Below are 16,325 nucleotides of genomic sequence, written 5' to 3'. Positions count from 1 at the left end.
ACCTATGTTATTGATATCTTGAGTTAGTGAGAGAGTGGTCTGGCATCGACTTAAAACGCTTGTGTAGCCACATCCACTGTTCCGGAGCGCGCATGATAATCTCTTCGACGAATTTATTCATGTAGGCTGCGGCCGCCGTTTCATCTTTTTGTGGAAAATCTTGGTCGATAGACTTATCGGCCATGATTTCGTACTTGCCGTTTTGGTTACGGAATCCAGAACCTGGCACGATGGCACTCTTACTAGTGTAAGCAAGGATGCTGGTTCCTGTCGTTGTACAGGCTTCTTCGACGGCAAAGAAAGGCACGAACACAGATTTGTTATGGCCGTAGTCCTGATCTGGTAGGTAGAACAGGCGATGGCCTTGGCGCAACACGCGTACCATCTGTTTAAGATCACGACGATAAATGAGTTGGTTGCCGTTACGTGTGCGTCCTCTATACTGGATGAACTCGTAAGCCGGGTTTGTGTGGGGGCGGTAAGCGCCATAACCCGGTAGGCCAAGTACACCAAAAGCTCGCGCGGTAATTTCCAAATTGAGGGCATGCACGCAGCAAAGTAGTACACCTTTACCTTCGTCATTGAGTCTCTTTAGCTCTTCGATATCTTTCGCAATCAAAATACGTTTGAAACGCCACGTCGGCCAAAACCAAGTGATGCCTGTCTCAATCAAAGCCATACCGGTATTTTTGAAGTTTTCTACGACCATGCGCTCGACTTCTGTCTCTTCCATCTCCGGAAAGGCCAGTTCAAGATTACGCTTAGCGATCTTTACCCGGGATTTACCCAGCTTCATACCGATTGCTCCGATGCCTCGGCCTATTTTAAGCAGTACCGCATAAGGTAGAAGGTTGACTGTCAGAGCCAACAAACCAAACCCAAACCAAACCCCCCAATATTTGGGGTGGAGCAGGGCTGGTGTAAATTGAGGCTTTTCGACGCTATTTTTTTTGCTCATAGTGATTACTTGATCTGTGCACTTAAGAGTGACCAGTATTGTTCAAAATTGGCTGTTGGTTGATATTTAAAGTCTGAACGCACAAAACGGTTCAAGCTACCTTCCACCTGACCGAGTAACTGCGTTGCCAGAATGGTCTCATCGACAGGGAAGGATTTGCCTTCTCTCAGCTTGCGCTCACGCAAGATCTGACGGATGGATGTTTCAATGCGTTCAAACAATTGATTGATACGATCACGCAGGCGTTCATTCTCGAACATCAATGCGTGTCCTGAAAGAATACGGGTTAGGCCAGGGTTACGCTCAGCAAATGCCAGAATCAACTGGAGAACCAGTCGTATACGTGTCAGCGTGTCTTTTTCTTCATCCAGAATACGGTTAATACGTGACATTAAGGACTCTTCAATGAACTCGATCAGGCCTTCAAACATGCGAGCTTTACTGGGGAAATGACGATATAACGCCGCCTCCGAGACTCCAACATGCTTGGCAAGTTTGGCGGTGGTGATACGAGAGCCACCATCGTTGGATTCCAACATTTGAGCAAGTGCTTGTAAGATTTCTTCCCGGCGATTACTTTTTCTTGTTCCGGCCATGAACGAGTTCCTTTTGTTACCACTGTTGATGCCCATAAACACAGGCATTCGTCCACCTTACTAAGCTAAGGTGAACGGAATAGACGAATTTCTGATTGTTAGAATAGCGACTTAATTGTCTAACTTTGCGGCGATAATTGTAAGTATCTGCTTCGCAATTTGTTGTTTTGATGCAAGGGTAAGTGATTGCTCACCATCTTTCCAGTATAGGTTAATCGCATTGTTGTTGCTGTTGAAGCCTTGCCCCTCTAATGAGACATCGTTGGCACAAATCATATCGAGATTTTTCTTGGTCAGCTTAGTTCGCGCGTAATGTTCCACATCTTGCGTTTCTGCAGCGAAACCTACGGTAAAGGGACGCTGCTGAGTCATACCGGCAACGGACGCGACAATATCTGGGTTTTTAACCATAGTGATGGTCATTTGATCGCTGTCATCCGTCTTCTTAATTTTCTGCTCAGACACTGCTTGTGGGCGATAATCCGCTACAGCGGCACAGCTAATGAAAACATCATGTTCACAAGCTTTATCCATGACAGCGTTGTGCATGTCTTCTGCGCTGGAAACATCAATGCGCTTCGAGCCGACTGGCGTTGGAAGAGTCACTGGGCCAGCGACTAACGTGACCGTCGCACCGAGCTGAGCTGCTGCTTCTGCTAATGAAAAGCCCATTTTCCCTGAGCTATGATTGGTAATGTAGCGTACCGGATCAATAGCTTCGCGGGTTGGACCGGCAGAAATCAATATCGATTTACCGCTAAGAGGTTTGTCGCCCCAAAACTGTTCACATAAGTCAACTAATTGCATCGGCTCTAACATGCGGCCAGGGCCAATATCACCACAAGCTTGCTCACCAGCAGCGGGCCCCCAAATATGCATGCCACGCCTTTTTAACGTCGCGATATTTTCTTGTGTGGCTGGATTGCGATACATCTGCTGGTTCATGGCCGGAGAGACTGCAATTGGAGCATCGGTTGCAAGTACCAGTGTGGTCAGCAAGTCATTGCCCATGCCCGCAGTCATTCGTGCGATCAGATCCGCCGTTGCGGGAGCGAGTAAGACCAAATCCGCCCATTTTGCCAGCTCAATATGGCCCATAGAGGCTTCTGCTGCCGGATCCAACAAGCTATCGGAGACTGGACGTCCGGAGACTGCCTGCATCGTTAAGGGCGTAATGAACTCTTTTGCGGCTTTAGTCATAACAATCTGAACTTCAGCGCCACGTTCAATCAGACGACGTGTTAGGTCGGCACATTTATAAGCGGCAATACCACCACCGATACCAAGTAGGATCTTTTTGCCCGCGAGTGTTTGCATGATGAACATCCTTAAAAAATACTGGAGGTAGATTACCACGCAGCAATTAGAGACTCTAGAAATGGAAAGTGTTGTTGCAGATTCAGCACGTTTTTGCTTTTTTATTTTTTACTTCTTTATATACCTATTATTTACAGAAAATCTTTCACTACTTCGAAGATAAAGTTTCAGCGCACGAGCTTGATGACAAGCTTGTTTAAGCTAAAGGCACTGTGTTTACCGTAGAAGGGTGTGTTCTAACTATGTTACCTCGTGAGTCAATGCCGAGAGAAAAGCTGTTAACCAGAGGCCCGCAGTCACTTACCGATGCTGAATTGCTGGCGATTTTCTTGCGTACCGGTACTCAGGGCATAAATGTTCTTCAGCTGTCAGACAAACTACTCAAAGAGCTGGGTTCGTTACGACGTTTATTCGCTGCGAGCAAAGAAGAGTTCTGTCAGCATAAAGGGCTCGGTGAGGCGAAATATGTCCAACTTCAAGCGGTACTTGAGATGACACAGCGCTATTTGAGTGAAACCTTACAGCGAGGGGAGGCTCTGACCAGCCCGCAACAAACCAAACTTTACCTTTCGAGTATGCTGCGCGATCGCCAGCGTGAAGCTTTCTATATTTTGTTTCTCGATAATCAGCATCGGGTAATTAAAGATGAAGTGATGTTCGAAGGTACGATTGATGCAGCGTCTGTTTATCCAAGAGAAGTTGTCAAACGGGCATTAGAGTTTAACTCGGCAGCGTTGATTCTTGCTCATAACCACCCATCAGGGATTGCGGAACCAAGCCAAGCCGACCGTAGAATTACCCAGCGAATCAGTGATGCATTGGCGCTAGTGGATATTCGAATTCTCGACCATTTCGTCGTCGGAGATGGAGAGGTGGTCTCCTTTGCAGAACGTGGATGGATTTAAATCACATTATTTGTTGTGAGTTGCGCGAATTCTGCTACAATCCCCCGACATTTTTTGAACTATTATCAGCTCTGCCTAAAAAAGATCACGAAAACCTTGAAAAAGGATCTGTTCGGGTCTTGAGCAATGCTAGTCAAGTTAGTATAATGCGCGACCTTTGATAGCCTTGTATGGGTTTCCATAGCGGTATAAGACCTCGAAATTCTTCTTAGAGAACTAGAGAGGTTCGGCCACCAAGGTTGATATCGAGCTGAAACGATTTTGGAGAAGACATTCATGTCACGAGTATGCCAAGTAACTGGTAAGCGTCCAGTAACGGGTAACAACCGTTCACACGCACGCAATGCTACTAAGCGTCGTTTTCTGCCGAACCTACAAACTCATCGTTTCTGGGTAGAGAGCGAAAAACGTTTTGTTAAACTACGTCTATCTGCTAAAGGTATGCGTATCATCGATAAGAAGGGCATTGATGCTGTTCTTGTTGACATTCGCGCAAACGGCGAAAACGTTTAAGAGGAAATAGGCAATGGCAAAGAAAGGCGTACGTGAGAAAATCCGTCTAGTATCTTCTGCAGGTACTGGTCACTTCTACACTACTGACAAGAACAAACGTAACATGCCAGGCAAATTTGAGATCAAAAAGTTTGATCCAGTTGTTCGCCAGCACGTTATGTACAAAGAAGCGAAAATCAAGTAATTGATTCTTCTTTGAAGCTTCTTAAACAGAAGTCTGTATTTGAAACCCAGCGTTCTCGCTGGGTTTTTTATTGCCTGTTATCCTAATAGCAACCAACCGTTCTTCCTCTTTGTTTCATTCCCCCCTTTGCTATTTTCTGCTACCTTTCTTGTAGTTACCTTTAGGGAAGTATAAGTTCATGCGTGTTTCTACCTCACGACGCCGTCGCTGGAATAACATCATGATATTGGGCATCATCGCGTTTATCGCGATCCTCAATTTGCCGACTATCATCAAAACCTATTTGATTGACGACCAAACAACCGCTGAAGTTAGTCCTTACCCTTATTTGCTCAACCCCTCCGCAGAATTGAAAGCTCTGCATTTTTCTGACTGGTCGTTGGAATTCGTAAATGGTGAATGGGTTCTGACTCAGCAAAGCCCCCTTGCTGCGCAGGAATTGGTTGAGCGCTGGGTGGGTCTCGTCGGGACCGAAGTAGACCAGAAAACGTTTGATAGCTTAAAGCCTCAATTGTCCGCACCGCAGACGATTGAAGTCTGGTATCGTGATCAGGAAGAGCCTCAAAGGATCACCTTATACCAAACGCCGCAATTTTGGCTGCTGAAAAACTGGCAGGATCAATGGATCGCTGTTTCAGTTGCTCCGGAATATCTGCTACCTTAAACGCCCAGAATTATTAATTGCTTAACCACTATGCCTGAATTACCTGAAGTTGAAGTCAGCCGTATGGGGATCACCCCTCATCTGGCTGGACAAACTGTTGCCAAGCTGACTTTTCGTACCCCTAAGCTGCGTTGGGATATCCCGCATGAGCTAAAGAAGATGGAAGGTCAGGTGATCCGCAGTATTTCTCGTCGTGCAAAATATTTGCTAATTGAAACCGATGTAGGCAGCGCGATTGTCCATTTGGGGATGTCAGGATCGTTGCGTGTACTGGATGCAGACATGGAGCCGGGGAAACACGATCACGTCGATCTGAAACTGACCAATGGCAAGGTATTACGTTATAACGACCCAAGACGCTTCGGGGCTTGGTTGTGGACCGAAGATGGTGAACATGATGCGTTGGGCCATATGGGACCAGAGCCGCTAACGGAAGACTTTAATGCGCAATATATCGCGGATAAGGCAAAGAATAAGCGTGTCGCGGTGAAGCAGTTCATTATGGATAACAAAGTCGTAGTTGGGGTAGGAAATATCTACGCCAATGAGTCATTGTTTAGTGCACGTATCCATCCGACACGATCAGCAGGCACACTAACGGCGAAAGAGTGGCAACGTTTGGTTAAAGAGATTAAACAGGTGCTCGATACAGCCATCAAGCAGGGCGGAACAACGTTAAAGGATTTTGCTCAAGCGGATGGTAAACCGGGCTATTTTGCTCAAGAGCTGCAAATTTATGGCAAAGCAGGTGAAGCTTGCCCTAGCTGTGGTGAAGCGATTGAAGAGCAGAAAATTGGCCAGCGCAATACGTTTTTTTGTAGCCATTGCCAGAAGTAGTCAAATATAGAGCTGAGGCTTTATGCTAGCTCTATATTTCTATTAAAGTTAGACTTTCGCTTTGCTTTTTAGCGCTTTCGCGACCGCTTTTGGTACAAAGTTGGTGACATCACCACCATGAATAGCCACTTCACGGACTATGGTCGAGGAGATAAATGCATGCTCTTCTGCGGGTGTGAGGAAAACGCTTTCTAATCCGGGCATCAGTCTACGATACATATTAGTTAAACCAAATTCGTACTCAAAGTCGACTGTGGTACGTAAACCACGGATAAGAACATTGGCATTTTCTTGCTTGGCAAAGTCGACCATCAAACCGGAAAATCCCTTCGAGATTACATTGTCCAAATGCTGAGTCACCTGCTGTGCAAAAGCTACGCGCTCTTCTAGCGTAAACATGGTGTTCTTACTTGGGCTGGCAGCAACAGCAATGATCACTTCATCAAACATATCTGCCGCACGTTCGATTAAATCCAAATGGCCATTAGTAATAGGATCAAAGGTCCCTGGGTAGATCACTCGGGAAAGGCGTTTTTTGCTCACAGTCAGTTACTCAAATCATTCTTTTATATCGCTTAATGGTAACAAAAAGGCTCACATTTACCCAACTTAGCCGTTATCATTGGAAGCAAAGATTGAGAGTTGGGAAAAGTAATGAAAAAGATACTGGTGGTTCGTAACGACAAGATAGGCGACTTCATGCTAGCTTGGCCCAGTTTCGCGATGCTGAAAGCTTCGATGCCGGATTGTCAGATTACAGCGCTAGTACCTAATTACACTGTGGCCCTGGCAGAGCTTTGTCCTTGGATTGATAAAGTGTTGGTTGATCCAACGAAGAAAGGCTCTAAGCAGGCGCAATCGACTTTGATTGAGCAGATAAAAGCGGAGCGCTTTGATGCATCCATTAACCTTTTCTCTACGACATATAGCGCGAAATTGGTCTGGAAAGCGAGAATCCCTTACCGCCTTGCTCCGGCGACAAAGCTGGCACAGCTCTTTTATAACAAGCGTATCAAACAAAAGCGTTCACAATCAGCAAAACCAGAATACGAATACAACCTGGACTTAGTGCGTGCGTTTTTAACGGATATTGGTCAAGCGGTGGTTGAGCCTGGCGCACCTTATCTATCTTTCTCAGCTGACGATCTGCAGCAGCAAAAGCGCAAGCTCTCACAACAACTGAATTTGAACGTAGAGAAGCAATGGGTGTTCGTTCATGCCGGTAGCGGTGGTTCAGCCAATAACTTATCTCTACAACAATACACCCAGTTAATCTGCGATATGCCGGAGCCGTTTGAAATTATACTGACGGCTGGGCCGGGAGAAGAAAAGAAAGCCGCTGAGTTACATAACCTACTGAAAGGAAAAGGCAGAGCCTCGGTGGTGTATGACAAGAACGATGGCTTAGTCGATTTCTCTTGTTCTATCGCTTGTGCCGACTTGTTTGTTGCGGGTTCTACTGGGCCCTTGCATATCGCGGCGGCGATAGATGTGCCGACTGTTGGCTTTTTCCCAAGTAAGCGTTCAGCGACACCGCTGCGCTGGAAACCAATTAACTCGGCAGGCAACCATATCGCTTTTTGCCCACCAGTGGCTGAAGATAAAGCCAGTCAGGAAAATATGGCTAGAATTGATATGGATTTGGTCTCGAGAGAGTTACAACCATGGATAAGTCGTAAGCTGAATTAATAAAAAAGGGCGATAGAAATATCGCCCTTTGTTTGTATTGAAATACTTAGAATTTGTCTGGCATCTTGTCGGTTTCACTGCGAATCCACAGATCCGCATATTTCACAAAAGTAGAGTGTGCCGAAAGCAGGGAGAGCAAGAAGCCTTGCTTGCCATCAAGAAAACCGGCTTTAACAACATACATTTTCAAGAAGCAGCCCAATGCGTGCAAAATGCCTTGCGAGATGCTGCTTTTCTTACCTTTTTTCTCGCGCTGTTCAGCCCAGGCTTTGGCATAGCCCGCCGACTTCACTAAGTAGTGATTCATGTCGTTATAGGTAAAGTGAATCAAATCGCCATCCAAGTTTTCGACTTTCATGGTTTTCGTCACTTCGACTTTTTCATGCACCAAGGCATCATTGTATTGCGTTAACTTGGTTGGGTATAAACGCAACACACGATCTGGGTACCAGCCGCAATGACGAATATAGCGTCCAAACACCCAGCTTAGACGCGCCGTTTGATAAATGGTATCTGGCTTGTTTGCACTCACTGAATTTAAAATGCTTTGCTTGAGCTCAGGAGTGACACGCTCATCGGCATCTAGCCACAGGACGTAATCCGACTCGACATAGGACTGAGCTAGGCGGCGTTGAGGGCCAAAGCCAGGCCAGTCAGGGTTGACGTAAAACTTGTCCGTAAAACGGCGTGCAATCTGCTCGGTATTGTCTGTACTTCCAGAGTCCAGAACCACAATCTCGTCTACCCAGTCGTGAACGGTTTCTAAACAAGCTTTCAGGTGCTGCGCTTCGTTCTTAACGATAAGTGCGACGGCAATGGTTGGTTTACTCACTGTGGTACCTCTGAAGTCTCTCGGAGTTTATTTTAAATGGAGTTCTGTGGTTACTTTATCAAACATGGCGATGACTTGCTGTGGTTGAATGCGCTGCATGGCGTTTTTGTCTTTGACACGGGCGCGCCAGTTGAGTTGCTCTGCAGATTTTCCTGTTTCAGCCTGAATTGCTTCTTTATAAGCAGACACTACATATTGGCGATATTGATAAGGCCCAGTGCGTTCAGGGTTATGGTGGGCATACAAACCAATAACCGGTGTATTGACTGCATTGGCCATATGAGCAGGGCCAGTGTCAGGGGCGATCACCAAATCAGCTTGGTCTAACAGTGCCAGCATTTGCTTCAGCGAACTTTGACCGACTTGATTGTTGATTGTGCATGTCAGCTTGTTTTCAATCTTCGTCGCTAGGTTTAATTCTACTTGCGCTGGGCTACCGGCTAAGGTTACCTGCCAGCCTTGATTGACGGCATGCTGGATAAGTTCGACGTAGCCTTCTGCTGTCCAGTTTTTGTAGGTTTTACTTGCCGCAGGTACGACAACCAAGTTGCGTTTGTCGGTAGATAATTGCTGTTGTGTCCAATGTTGATCTTCATCTGAGTATTCAAGCGTCCAGACAGGGCTCATATCTTGAACACCAAGTGTATGGCCAAAGGCGAGCAGTCCATCTAAAACGTGCATGGAATCTGGTGAAGGCACTTTGATATTGGTAAACAGAGTTTGGAAGTCCTGACTGCGGATAGAATCAAAACCGAGCTTGTATTTAGCCTTAATCCCCAGAGTGGCAATGCTGGCTCTAAATGCGTACTGCATGTGCAGCAGTGCATCAAACTTGTGTCCTTTTAGTGTCGACCAGAGTTTTTTATAGCCTTGCCAGCCTTCCTTCTTGTCAAAAACAATCACACGAATGCCGGGCATGTCTTCAATGAGCTTGGCTTCAAGCTTACCTGTGATCCAGACAATGTTGGTTTGCGGCCACTGACGCTGAATGGCTTGCACTGCCGCAACGGTGTTACACACATCGCCAATCGCAGATAAGCGCAGAATGCACAAAGAGTCAGGGGCAGAAGAAAAAAGGCTCATAAATAATTCTTTTAGCTAGCAATGGTGAAGATTATGCAGAGGCGCTCAATAAATGTAAAATGGCTACTGAAATTTAATCAGAGATAGCCTCCGCATGAAAACCGTGCAATTGGATAATCAAACCATCTGGTATGACGAAACCTTGCTGAAGGAAGACCCTAAGCAGGTGTTTGACGCCGAATTTTGGCAAAATGCCGGTAAAGTCATCGGTAGCGCCCAAGGACGTGGTACCACTTGGTTTGTACAAACGGAAACTATTGAAGCGGCACTCAGGCATTATCGCCGCGGTGGCTTGTTTGGAAAACTAGTGGAAGATAGTTATCTCTTTTCAAGCTGGGAAAAAACTCGCAGCTATCAGGAATTTCAGCTGCTAAATACTTTGATTGAAGCTGGTGTCAACGTGCCTAGGCCAATTGCTGCCCGAGCGGTGAAAGCTGGCTTCACTTACCAAGCGGATCTTCTGAGTGAGAAAATCCCCAATGCACGAGATTTGGTTTCTATTCTGATAGAAAAGCCACTTCCCGCAGAAATGTATCAGAAGATTGGCTGCGAAATTCGCAAGATGCATGATGCGCAAGTCAATCACACCGACCTTAATATTCACAATATCCTGATAGATGAACAGAACAAAGTGTGGATAATCGATTTTGATAAATGCTATCAGCAATCAGGAAATGGCTGGAAGCAGAGCAACTTGGATAGATTGAAAAGGTCGTTTGAGAAGGAAGTCGGTAAGCGCAATATAGGGTGGAAGGGTGATTATTTTTCATCAATTTTATCTGCTTATGAAGGTATTCAATGAGACTTATAATTAGTAAGCTGCAGCGATTTAGAGATATAGCCCGAAGGTATTTTGGCGTATTGTTGTTTGACCATAAGAAAGAGTCAGATTTTGCCCCAGAGTATACCAAAACTATCTTGTTTATTCGTAATGATGCTAAACTCGGAGATGCGATTGTCTCTTCTGGGGTAATTAGTAAAATTCGTAGATATAGGCCTGATATTAATATTATTATATTGACCACACCTTCGTTGGAGACTCTTTTTAAGAAACATTTCTCTGTTGACCGAGTTGTCCATCTCAGTAAACGACCATCATATAGCGAGATAAGATTTGTCAGCAATGAAGTAGGAAGTGTTGATGTTGTAGTATCACTCAACCTTGATATGAAGATGAAAGATATCTACTTACTAAACAAGCTAGATTCTAAGATAGTTATCGGTGTTGATAGGCTTCTCAAAATAGTCAATTTTAATATCTCTAAGGACATTCAGCAGCTTCATTATGCTGAGAAGTTTGATTATATAACTAAGCTTTTGGGTATATCGGGACCACGTGAAAAATATCAGATACCAGTACTTAGCGACTCGGTCGCTAAAATGGAAAGCTTTTTGACTACGAATGGAATCAAAGACTTTATTCTCTTGAACCCGTTTGGAAGTGGTAATGAACGTAAACTCAGAGCTGAATCGATAGCGGCTATTGTGGATGTAGTATTGAATTTAGATAAATTTCTTAAAGTCGTTGTCTTGACTGCTCCGGACACCAAAGGGCACTTTCAGTCAATGAAGTTAACTAATGATAGGGTTTTTCATTTCACCGATAGTGAATCAATCTATGATGCCATTGCAGCGGTTCAAGCAGCGAAGCTGATTATTTCTGTGGATACTTCCATTGTCCATATTGCCTCAGGGCTTCACAAACCTCAAGTTGCTATTTATAGTGATGACACTGTAAACTTTTCAAATTGGCACCCAAACTCTGATGTAGCAGAAGTCATTGTTGCACATGGAGAGGTGAACAATTTTGAGTACAATGAGCTAGCCCAGAAGACTAAGCTGTGTATTGAGAGAACTTGAGGTTGTCAGGTATTTTAGATACGTCATTTTAATAGACTAATGAAGTATGAAAGTTTTTATAATTAACTTGCCACGTTCAATTGATAGACGGCGTGAGATGGCAGTGCAGCTAAGTAACACTAACGTAGTCAATTACGAATTTTTTGATGCGATTGACGGTAAAAGCTTGCCTGCTGAATTGGAAAATCTAATCAATGACAGACATAGGGTTTTGTTACGGAGTAGGCCTTTAGCTCCTGGAGAGAAGGGTATATATGCCAGTAACTACTTACTCTGGAAGAAATGCGTGGAGTTAAATGAACCCATTTTGATTATGGAAGACGACGTAGTTCTAGAGCCTGAATTTAATGAAGTTTGTACTAAAGCAGAACAATTACATCTTTTAGGATATGATTACTTTAGGCTTGGTGTGAGTGATACAGAAGAAAAGCCGAAAGTTATTAACGATGAAATGCAGTTGGTACATTGGCGTGACAATTGTAGTGGCTCTACACGATGCTACAGCTTATCCCCTAATGGAGCCCAAAAGTTACTCGATGCTAGTTCATCATGGTTATGTGCTGTGGATAACTTTGTCGGCGAGGCATACAGAACTAAATTGCCTTGCTTAGGTTTACTACCATTCGCGAGCACCAAAGCTGATTATGAAACAACAATCCAGTTTGGCAGTAAATCAAAAGTCCCTTTGCTGTTTAAGGCCTTCAGAGAGGCTTATCGTTTCTATCGTTTCATCAGAATGACTATTTGGAACAAGTTTCAGTTTAGAAGTCGTTTACCTAACAAGTAACTTAACTCAGGCGTCATTGTTGGATTAATGGAGTGCTACATTAATCCTTCTTTTCGCTGCTGATTAAACCAAGTAAGTATTGACCATAGTCATTTTTGGTCATCGGTTGAGCTAGGCTTTTTATTTGTTCTGATGTAAGCCATCCATTCCTCCATGCAATTTCTTCTAAGCATGCTACTTTTAAACCTTGAATATGTTCTATGGTTTGAACAAAAGAAGAAGCCTCATGAAGGCTCTGATGGGTCCCTGTATCAAGCCAAGCAAATCCTCGACCTAAAAGCTCAACATTTAGCTGTCCGGACTCTAAGTACATTTGGTTGATGCTAGTGATTTCTAGTTCCCCTCGCTCTGATGGGGTAACTTCTTTAGCAAAATCAACTACTTTATGGTCAAAGAAGTAGAGGCCAGTTACTGCATAATCAGACTTAGGTTGAGTGGGCTTCTCCTCAATAGATATTGCTTTCATTTGGTTATCAAACTCAACGACACCAAAACGTTCGGGGTCTCGTACTTGATGACCGAAAATCGTTGCTCCAGTTTTTTTAGTTGCTGCAGATTTTAGTGTATTACTAAAAGCATGACCGTAAAAAATGTTATCTCCCAGCACCAAGCAGACTGAATTGTTATCTATAAACTCTTCTCCTATTATAAACGCTTGAGCTAAGCCATCAGGACTTTCTTGAATAGCATATTGGATTGAAATGCCAAAGCCAGAACCATTACCCAACAGCCTTTTAAACGAAGCGTTATCTTCTGGGGTTGTAATAACTAGTATATCTCTTATCCCAGCTAACATTAATGTCGATAGGGGATAGTAGATCATAGGTTTATCATAGATTGGAAGCAGCTGCTTGGACGTCCCACAAGTCAAAGGATAAAGTCTAGTCCCAGTGCCCCCTGCGAGTATTATGCCTTTCATTTTATTTCTTACGCTCCTAGTTTTTTTCTATTGTATGAGCCATCTAAGACCCGCTTCCACCAGTTCTGGTTATTAAGGTACCACTCAATAGTCTTGCGGAGGCCAGACTCAAAATTTTCTTTAGGGACCCAACCTAAGTCTCGCTCTATTTTACTTGCATCGATAGCGTAACGGATATCATGACCAGGGCGATCTGTTACATACTTTATAAGGTCAGAATACTGATTTACACCATGAGGCTTATTGGGGGCAAGCTTTTCTAGTAAAGTACAAATCTCTTTAACGACATCAATGTTGGCTTTTTCATTATGACCTCCAATATTGTATGTTTCACCTACTTCACCCTTGGTCAACACTTCATACAGTGCTCTAGCATGATCGTCCACGTATAACCAATCTCTAATTTGCATTCCGTTACCGTATACAGGTAGAGCTTTTCCCTCTAGAGCATTGAGAATTATTAAAGGTATTAGCTTCTCCGGGAAATGATACGGCCCATAATTGTTCGAGCAATTGGTAATAACCGTAGGTATACCGTAAGTACGAAACCATGCCCTGACTAAATGATCACTTGAAGCTTTGGAGGCAGAATAAGGGCTACTAGGCGCATAAGGAGTGGTTTCAGAAAAAAGGTCACTTTTTCCCTCGAGGTCACCAAATACTTCGTCTGTAGAAATGTGATGGAACTTAAATGAGTTTTTTCTGTGGGGTTCTAATTTGGACCAATATATACGAGCTGTCTCGAGTAAAGTGTAAGTCCCTACAATATTTGTTTGAATAAAATCCGATGGGCCATCAATTGATCTATCAACATGTGACTCCGCAGCTAAATGCATAACAGCGTCAGGTTTATGCTCTTGAAACACGCGCTCAAGCTCAACAGCATAGCATATGTCTACCTGCTCAAACTCGTACCTATCGCTATACTCAACAGACTGTAAAGAGTCGAGATTACCTGCATAAGTGAGCTTATCGATGTTTACTACGTGATCTTGTGTGTTGTTAATGATATGACGAATAACCGCAGAGCCTATAAAGCCCGCACCACCGGTAACTAGAATTTTCATATTTTGCCTGTAAATTGTGTCGAAGGACAAAGTAACTCGTTAAATGGTTACTTAGTTATTAGCCGCATTGTATTAACTAACGCACCTCTATTCTCATTGATGCACCGTAGGCTTAGTTCACCTTGGTGGGATAGTCTTCTTTGATCGCTCAATAGTTCCAAGATCACTTTGCTAATTTCTATCGAAGAGTGAGTAATAATGATGGCATTGTGGGTCAGCAGCTTTTGCACTATATCAGTGAAATTATAATAGCTAGGGCCAGAAAGAACAGGTTTGGCTAGCGCTGCCGGCTCCAAAACATTATGTCCACCAGCCTTGTCACCAATTAAACTGCCACCTATAAAACATATATCAGCTGCTTGGATCAATGTTAACATCTCACCCATCGTATCGGCTAAGTAGATCTCAGTGGTATGCAGTTTTTCCTCATTGATATTGGTTCTACGCTGAGTAACAAAGCCTTCTTCTCTACATAGTTCATATACATAATTAAATCTTTCCGGGTGTCTTGGGACCAGAATTAGAAGAGCGTTCGGGACACTTTGTAGTATCTCTCGATGTGCTTCTATAATCTGTTCATCTTCATTGAAATGAGTGCTAGCCGCGATCCAAATAGGACGCTCGTTACCGAGTTGCTTTCTAAGTTGGTCACCTTGAGCTATATGAGAAGGTTCAATACTTATATCGAACTTAATTGAACCTGTTACCTTTATTTTATCAGAATCTACCCCTAATTTTACAAATCGATCTGCATCATTTTGATACTGGCATAAGACTTGATCAATATTTTTACTTAGTAGATTAAAAATGGGTTGAACTTTTGAATAACGTAGATAAGAACGTTCAGAGAGGCGTGCGTTAATAACACTGATTGAAATACCGTTTTGGTTAACAGTGTAAAGGGTGTTGGGCCATAACTCTGTTTCCATGATTATCAGCTTACTAGGTTTTATCGCTTTGATAAAGCCTTTGATTGCAAATGGGAAATCTAATGGCATATACCGATGGCTTACTAACTTACTGAGCTTAGCTGCTTGAGATGCCCCCGTAGGAGTTGTGGTTGTAAGGACAATCTCGGTATCGGGGTGTTCATGTTTGAGTTGCTTGATCAGAGGTGCGACGGCGAGAGTTTCTCCAACTGAAACAGCATGAATCCAAATAGGTTTCTTACTTGAGTCTAACTTTGGTGTAAAACCAAAATGCTCCTTCCAGCGTGAGCCGACACTGGGTTTTCCTTGTTGTGTCCTGTATAAACTAAACAACAAGAAGGGGGCAAAGAAAGTAAGTATTAATGTATATAGCCAACGAAAAAGCACTTTGGTAAATCCTGATTATTTCTTGATAAGGTCGTTTGGGTCTTGGTGAGTCCATTTACCCCTTGGTTTATCTAAGTACTGGAAATATTCATTAGTAAAAGTGCCTTGAATACATACATATCGACGTCTGCGAGAGTTAATTTTCCTATCCTTAAGGGTATCATTAAACGCCTGAGGCCCCGTGGTACCATATACTCCTTTTCTGGGGTCATAATGATTAATATTATGTAAAATTTTATCTATTACATCTTTATAATCAGGGTTATTTGGGTATGTCGCCAAAAAATAATTTGTGATCTCAGTGTCATTCTTTATTTTAATATATAAAGAATGATCTTCTTCCTGTAAGATTCTTTTTAAAGGCCACACCAAAGTAGCATCAATGTCCATATAAACACCTCCTTCTAAATAAAGAGTTACTACCCTCCATAGATCTGCTTGTGCTGCACCATCTGTTAATTTTAAGTACGCTTCATAAATTTCTTTAGGCGCATGGTTCTTTAAATATGCCTGCCTTTCTTCTGTACTAACATATCTATATTCGTAGTCTAGTGACATAAGGCGATTAAATAAGTAGTTAAGATAAACAGGTAAAGACGATTTATTAGAAAAATTAGTTTGCCAGATGATTTTTGTTATTTTGTTTTTACTTTTGTTTCTTACTTTAGCAGGTGAATGATCAGGAATAGAGAATCGAATACTAGGAAATAAAAAATGAAACGGATAAGAAAGCACCTTAAATATGTTGCCAATGAATCTAATTATACGATTCGCTATTATTATAGGGATATTATTCAT

Annotated in this window: 19 protein-coding genes; 9 read left to right on the top strand and 10 right to left on the bottom strand. The window is 43.2% G+C overall.

Annotation, left to right across the window (positions count from 1 at the left end):
- Positions 1 to 7: 7 nt before the first annotated feature.
- The 3 genes from L1D23_RS13615 to coaBC all read right to left on the bottom strand — a co-directional run bounded on the left by L1D23_RS13615 (position 8) and on the right by coaBC (position 2,871).
- Entirely contained in the window at positions 8 to 958 is a 951-nt protein-coding gene (locus tag L1D23_RS13615) for a Kdo(2)-lipid IV(A) acyltransferase (protein ID WP_239867134.1), read from the bottom strand.
- 5 nt (positions 959 to 963) lie between these two features.
- Positions 964 to 1,554 (bottom strand): nucleoid occlusion factor SlmA, encoded by a 591-nt coding sequence (gene slmA / locus L1D23_RS13610; protein ID WP_239837909.1) that lies wholly within the window; start codon positions 1,552 to 1,554, stop codon positions 964 to 966.
- Between the two features lie 111 nt (positions 1,555 to 1,665).
- The gene (coaBC, locus tag L1D23_RS13605; RefSeq protein ID WP_239867131.1) at positions 1,666 to 2,871 is read right to left on the bottom strand and encodes a bifunctional phosphopantothenoylcysteine decarboxylase/phosphopantothenate--cysteine ligase CoaBC; all 1,206 of its coding nucleotides are present in this window, start codon (positions 2,869 to 2,871) and stop codon (positions 1,666 to 1,668) included.
- Between the two features lie 242 nt (positions 2,872 to 3,113).
- Here coaBC and radC point away from each other — a divergent pair, with 242 nt between their 5' ends.
- The 5 genes from radC (at position 3,114) to mutM (ending at position 5,974) form a co-directional block, all read left to right on the top strand.
- Positions 3,114 to 3,776: a DNA repair protein RadC gene (gene radC, locus L1D23_RS13600; RefSeq protein WP_239867128.1), complete on the top strand. Its 663-nt coding sequence runs from the start codon at positions 3,114 to 3,116 to the stop codon at positions 3,774 to 3,776.
- A 276-nt stretch (positions 3,777 to 4,052) separates the two neighbouring features.
- Entirely contained in the window at positions 4,053 to 4,289 is a 237-nt protein-coding gene (gene rpmB, locus L1D23_RS13595; RefSeq protein WP_004410867.1) for a 50S ribosomal protein L28, read from the top strand.
- 13 nt (positions 4,290 to 4,302) lie between these two features.
- Positions 4,303 to 4,473, top strand: a complete 171-nt coding sequence (gene rpmG, locus L1D23_RS13590) for a 50S ribosomal protein L33 (protein WP_004410866.1) — start codon at positions 4,303 to 4,305, stop codon at positions 4,471 to 4,473.
- A 178-nt stretch (positions 4,474 to 4,651) separates the two neighbouring features.
- Positions 4,652 to 5,137 (top strand): hypothetical protein, encoded by a 486-nt coding sequence (locus L1D23_RS13585; RefSeq protein ID WP_239867125.1) that lies wholly within the window; start codon positions 4,652 to 4,654, stop codon positions 5,135 to 5,137.
- 30 nt (positions 5,138 to 5,167) lie between these two features.
- Positions 5,168 to 5,974, top strand: coding sequence for a bifunctional DNA-formamidopyrimidine glycosylase/DNA-(apurinic or apyrimidinic site) lyase (mutM, locus tag L1D23_RS13580; RefSeq protein ID WP_239867122.1), 807 nt, complete (start codon positions 5,168 to 5,170; stop codon positions 5,972 to 5,974).
- 48 nt (positions 5,975 to 6,022) lie between these two features.
- Here mutM and coaD read toward each other — a convergent pair whose 3' ends face one another.
- Positions 6,023 to 6,517, bottom strand: coding sequence for a pantetheine-phosphate adenylyltransferase (coaD, locus tag L1D23_RS13575; RefSeq protein ID WP_239867119.1), 495 nt, complete (start codon positions 6,515 to 6,517; stop codon positions 6,023 to 6,025).
- Positions 6,518 to 6,628: 111 nt separating this feature from the next.
- Here coaD and L1D23_RS13570 point away from each other — a divergent pair, with 111 nt between their 5' ends.
- Positions 6,629 to 7,663 carry a glycosyltransferase family 9 protein gene (locus L1D23_RS13570; protein WP_239867116.1) on the top strand — a complete coding sequence of 345 codons (1,035 nt, stop codon included), beginning with the start codon at positions 6,629 to 6,631 and terminating at the stop codon, positions 7,661 to 7,663.
- 46 nt (positions 7,664 to 7,709) lie between these two features.
- Here the strand turns inward: L1D23_RS13570 and L1D23_RS13565 are convergent, their stop codons facing one another.
- Together L1D23_RS13565 and L1D23_RS13560 are read right to left on the bottom strand one after the other, a co-directional pair.
- Entirely contained in the window at positions 7,710 to 8,495 is a 786-nt protein-coding gene (locus L1D23_RS13565; protein WP_239867113.1) for a glycosyltransferase family 2 protein, read from the bottom strand.
- A gap of 27 nt (positions 8,496 to 8,522) precedes the next feature.
- Positions 8,523 to 9,578, bottom strand: coding sequence for a glycosyltransferase family 9 protein (locus L1D23_RS13560; protein ID WP_239867110.1), 1,056 nt, complete (start codon positions 9,576 to 9,578; stop codon positions 8,523 to 8,525).
- 94 nt (positions 9,579 to 9,672) lie between these two features.
- Here L1D23_RS13560 and L1D23_RS13555 point away from each other — a divergent pair, with 94 nt between their 5' ends.
- The 3 genes from L1D23_RS13555 to L1D23_RS13545 are packed head-to-tail and all read left to right on the top strand — an operon-like array spanning position 9,673 to position 12,225.
- Positions 9,673 to 10,380 (top strand): 3-deoxy-D-manno-octulosonic acid kinase, encoded by a 708-nt coding sequence (locus L1D23_RS13555; RefSeq protein ID WP_239867107.1) that lies wholly within the window; start codon positions 9,673 to 9,675, stop codon positions 10,378 to 10,380.
- Entirely contained in the window at positions 10,377 to 11,438 is a 1,062-nt protein-coding gene (locus L1D23_RS13550; protein ID WP_239867105.1) for a glycosyltransferase family 9 protein, read from the top strand. Before L1D23_RS13555 ends, L1D23_RS13550 begins: the two co-directional genes overlap by 4 nt.
- Before the next feature lie 46 nt (positions 11,439 to 11,484).
- The gene (locus tag L1D23_RS13545; RefSeq protein ID WP_275667306.1) at positions 11,485 to 12,225 is read left to right on the top strand and encodes a glycosyltransferase family 25 protein; all 741 of its coding nucleotides are present in this window, start codon (positions 11,485 to 11,487) and stop codon (positions 12,223 to 12,225) included.
- Between the two features lie 40 nt (positions 12,226 to 12,265).
- Here L1D23_RS13545 and rfbA read toward each other — a convergent pair whose 3' ends face one another.
- The 4 genes from rfbA to L1D23_RS13525 are packed head-to-tail and all read right to left on the bottom strand — an operon-like array spanning position 12,266 to position 16,325.
- Complete coding sequence (gene rfbA / locus L1D23_RS13540; RefSeq protein ID WP_239867099.1) at positions 12,266 to 13,144, bottom strand: glucose-1-phosphate thymidylyltransferase RfbA; 879 nt, start codon at positions 13,142 to 13,144, stop codon at positions 12,266 to 12,268.
- Positions 13,145 to 13,152: 8 nt separating this feature from the next.
- Positions 13,153 to 14,211: a dTDP-glucose 4,6-dehydratase gene (rfbB, locus tag L1D23_RS13535; RefSeq protein ID WP_239867096.1), complete on the bottom strand. Its 1,059-nt coding sequence runs from the start codon at positions 14,209 to 14,211 to the stop codon at positions 13,153 to 13,155.
- 47 nt (positions 14,212 to 14,258) lie between these two features.
- Positions 14,259 to 15,527: a lipid IV(A) 3-deoxy-D-manno-octulosonic acid transferase gene (waaA, locus tag L1D23_RS13530; RefSeq protein ID WP_239867093.1), complete on the bottom strand. Its 1,269-nt coding sequence runs from the start codon at positions 15,525 to 15,527 to the stop codon at positions 14,259 to 14,261.
- A gap of 15 nt (positions 15,528 to 15,542) precedes the next feature.
- Positions 15,543 to 16,325, bottom strand: a complete 783-nt coding sequence (locus L1D23_RS13525) for a glycosyltransferase (protein ID WP_239867091.1) — start codon at positions 16,323 to 16,325, stop codon at positions 15,543 to 15,545.

It is taken from the genome of Vibrio sp. Isolate24, assembly GCF_022398215.1.
Lineage (GTDB): Bacteria > Pseudomonadota > Gammaproteobacteria > Enterobacterales > Vibrionaceae > Vibrio > Vibrio coralliilyticus_A.
Note: the sequence above shows the minus strand (reverse complement) of the source record. Positions and strands in the feature narration are given on the sequence as shown.

What these genes read in the sequence shown, in the direction of transcription:
- rfbB (WP_239867096.1), bottom strand. Translation starts at nt 14,211, where the DNA reads ATGAAAATTCTAGTTACCGGTGGTGCGGGCTTTATAGGCTCTGCGGTT.
- rfbA (WP_239867099.1), bottom strand. Translation starts at nt 13,144, where the DNA reads ATGAAAGGCATAATACTCGCAGGGGGCACTGGGACTAGACTTTATCCT.
- rpmB (WP_004410867.1), top strand. Translation starts at nt 4,053, where the DNA reads ATGTCACGAGTATGCCAAGTAACTGGTAAGCGTCCAGTAACGGGTAAC.
- L1D23_RS13585 (WP_239867125.1), top strand. Translation starts at nt 4,652, where the DNA reads ATGCGTGTTTCTACCTCACGACGCCGTCGCTGGAATAACATCATGATA.
- slmA (WP_239837909.1), bottom strand. Translation starts at nt 1,554, where the DNA reads ATGGCCGGAACAAGAAAAAGTAATCGCCGGGAAGAAATCTTACAAGCA.
- rpmG (WP_004410866.1), top strand. Translation starts at nt 4,303, where the DNA reads ATGGCAAAGAAAGGCGTACGTGAGAAAATCCGTCTAGTATCTTCTGCA.
- L1D23_RS13550 (WP_239867105.1), top strand. Translation starts at nt 10,377, where the DNA reads ATGAGACTTATAATTAGTAAGCTGCAGCGATTTAGAGATATAGCCCGA.
- mutM (WP_239867122.1), top strand. Translation starts at nt 5,168, where the DNA reads ATGCCTGAATTACCTGAAGTTGAAGTCAGCCGTATGGGGATCACCCCT.
- L1D23_RS13570 (WP_239867116.1), top strand. Translation starts at nt 6,629, where the DNA reads ATGAAAAAGATACTGGTGGTTCGTAACGACAAGATAGGCGACTTCATG.
- L1D23_RS13560 (WP_239867110.1), bottom strand. Translation starts at nt 9,578, where the DNA reads ATGAGCCTTTTTTCTTCTGCCCCTGACTCTTTGTGCATTCTGCGCTTA.
- L1D23_RS13545 (WP_275667306.1), top strand. Translation starts at nt 11,485, where the DNA reads ATGAAAGTTTTTATAATTAACTTGCCACGTTCAATTGATAGACGGCGT.
- L1D23_RS13525 (WP_239867091.1), bottom strand. Translation starts at nt 16,325, where the DNA reads ATGAATAATATCCCTATAATAATAGCGAATCGTATAATTAGATTCATT.
- L1D23_RS13615 (WP_239867134.1), bottom strand. Translation starts at nt 958, where the DNA reads ATGAGCAAAAAAAATAGCGTCGAAAAGCCTCAATTTACACCAGCCCTG.
- L1D23_RS13555 (WP_239867107.1), top strand. Translation starts at nt 9,673, where the DNA reads ATGAAAACCGTGCAATTGGATAATCAAACCATCTGGTATGACGAAACC.
- radC (WP_239867128.1), top strand. Translation starts at nt 3,114, where the DNA reads ATGTTACCTCGTGAGTCAATGCCGAGAGAAAAGCTGTTAACCAGAGGC.
- coaBC (WP_239867131.1), bottom strand. Translation starts at nt 2,871, where the DNA reads ATGCAAACACTCGCGGGCAAAAAGATCCTACTTGGTATCGGTGGTGGT.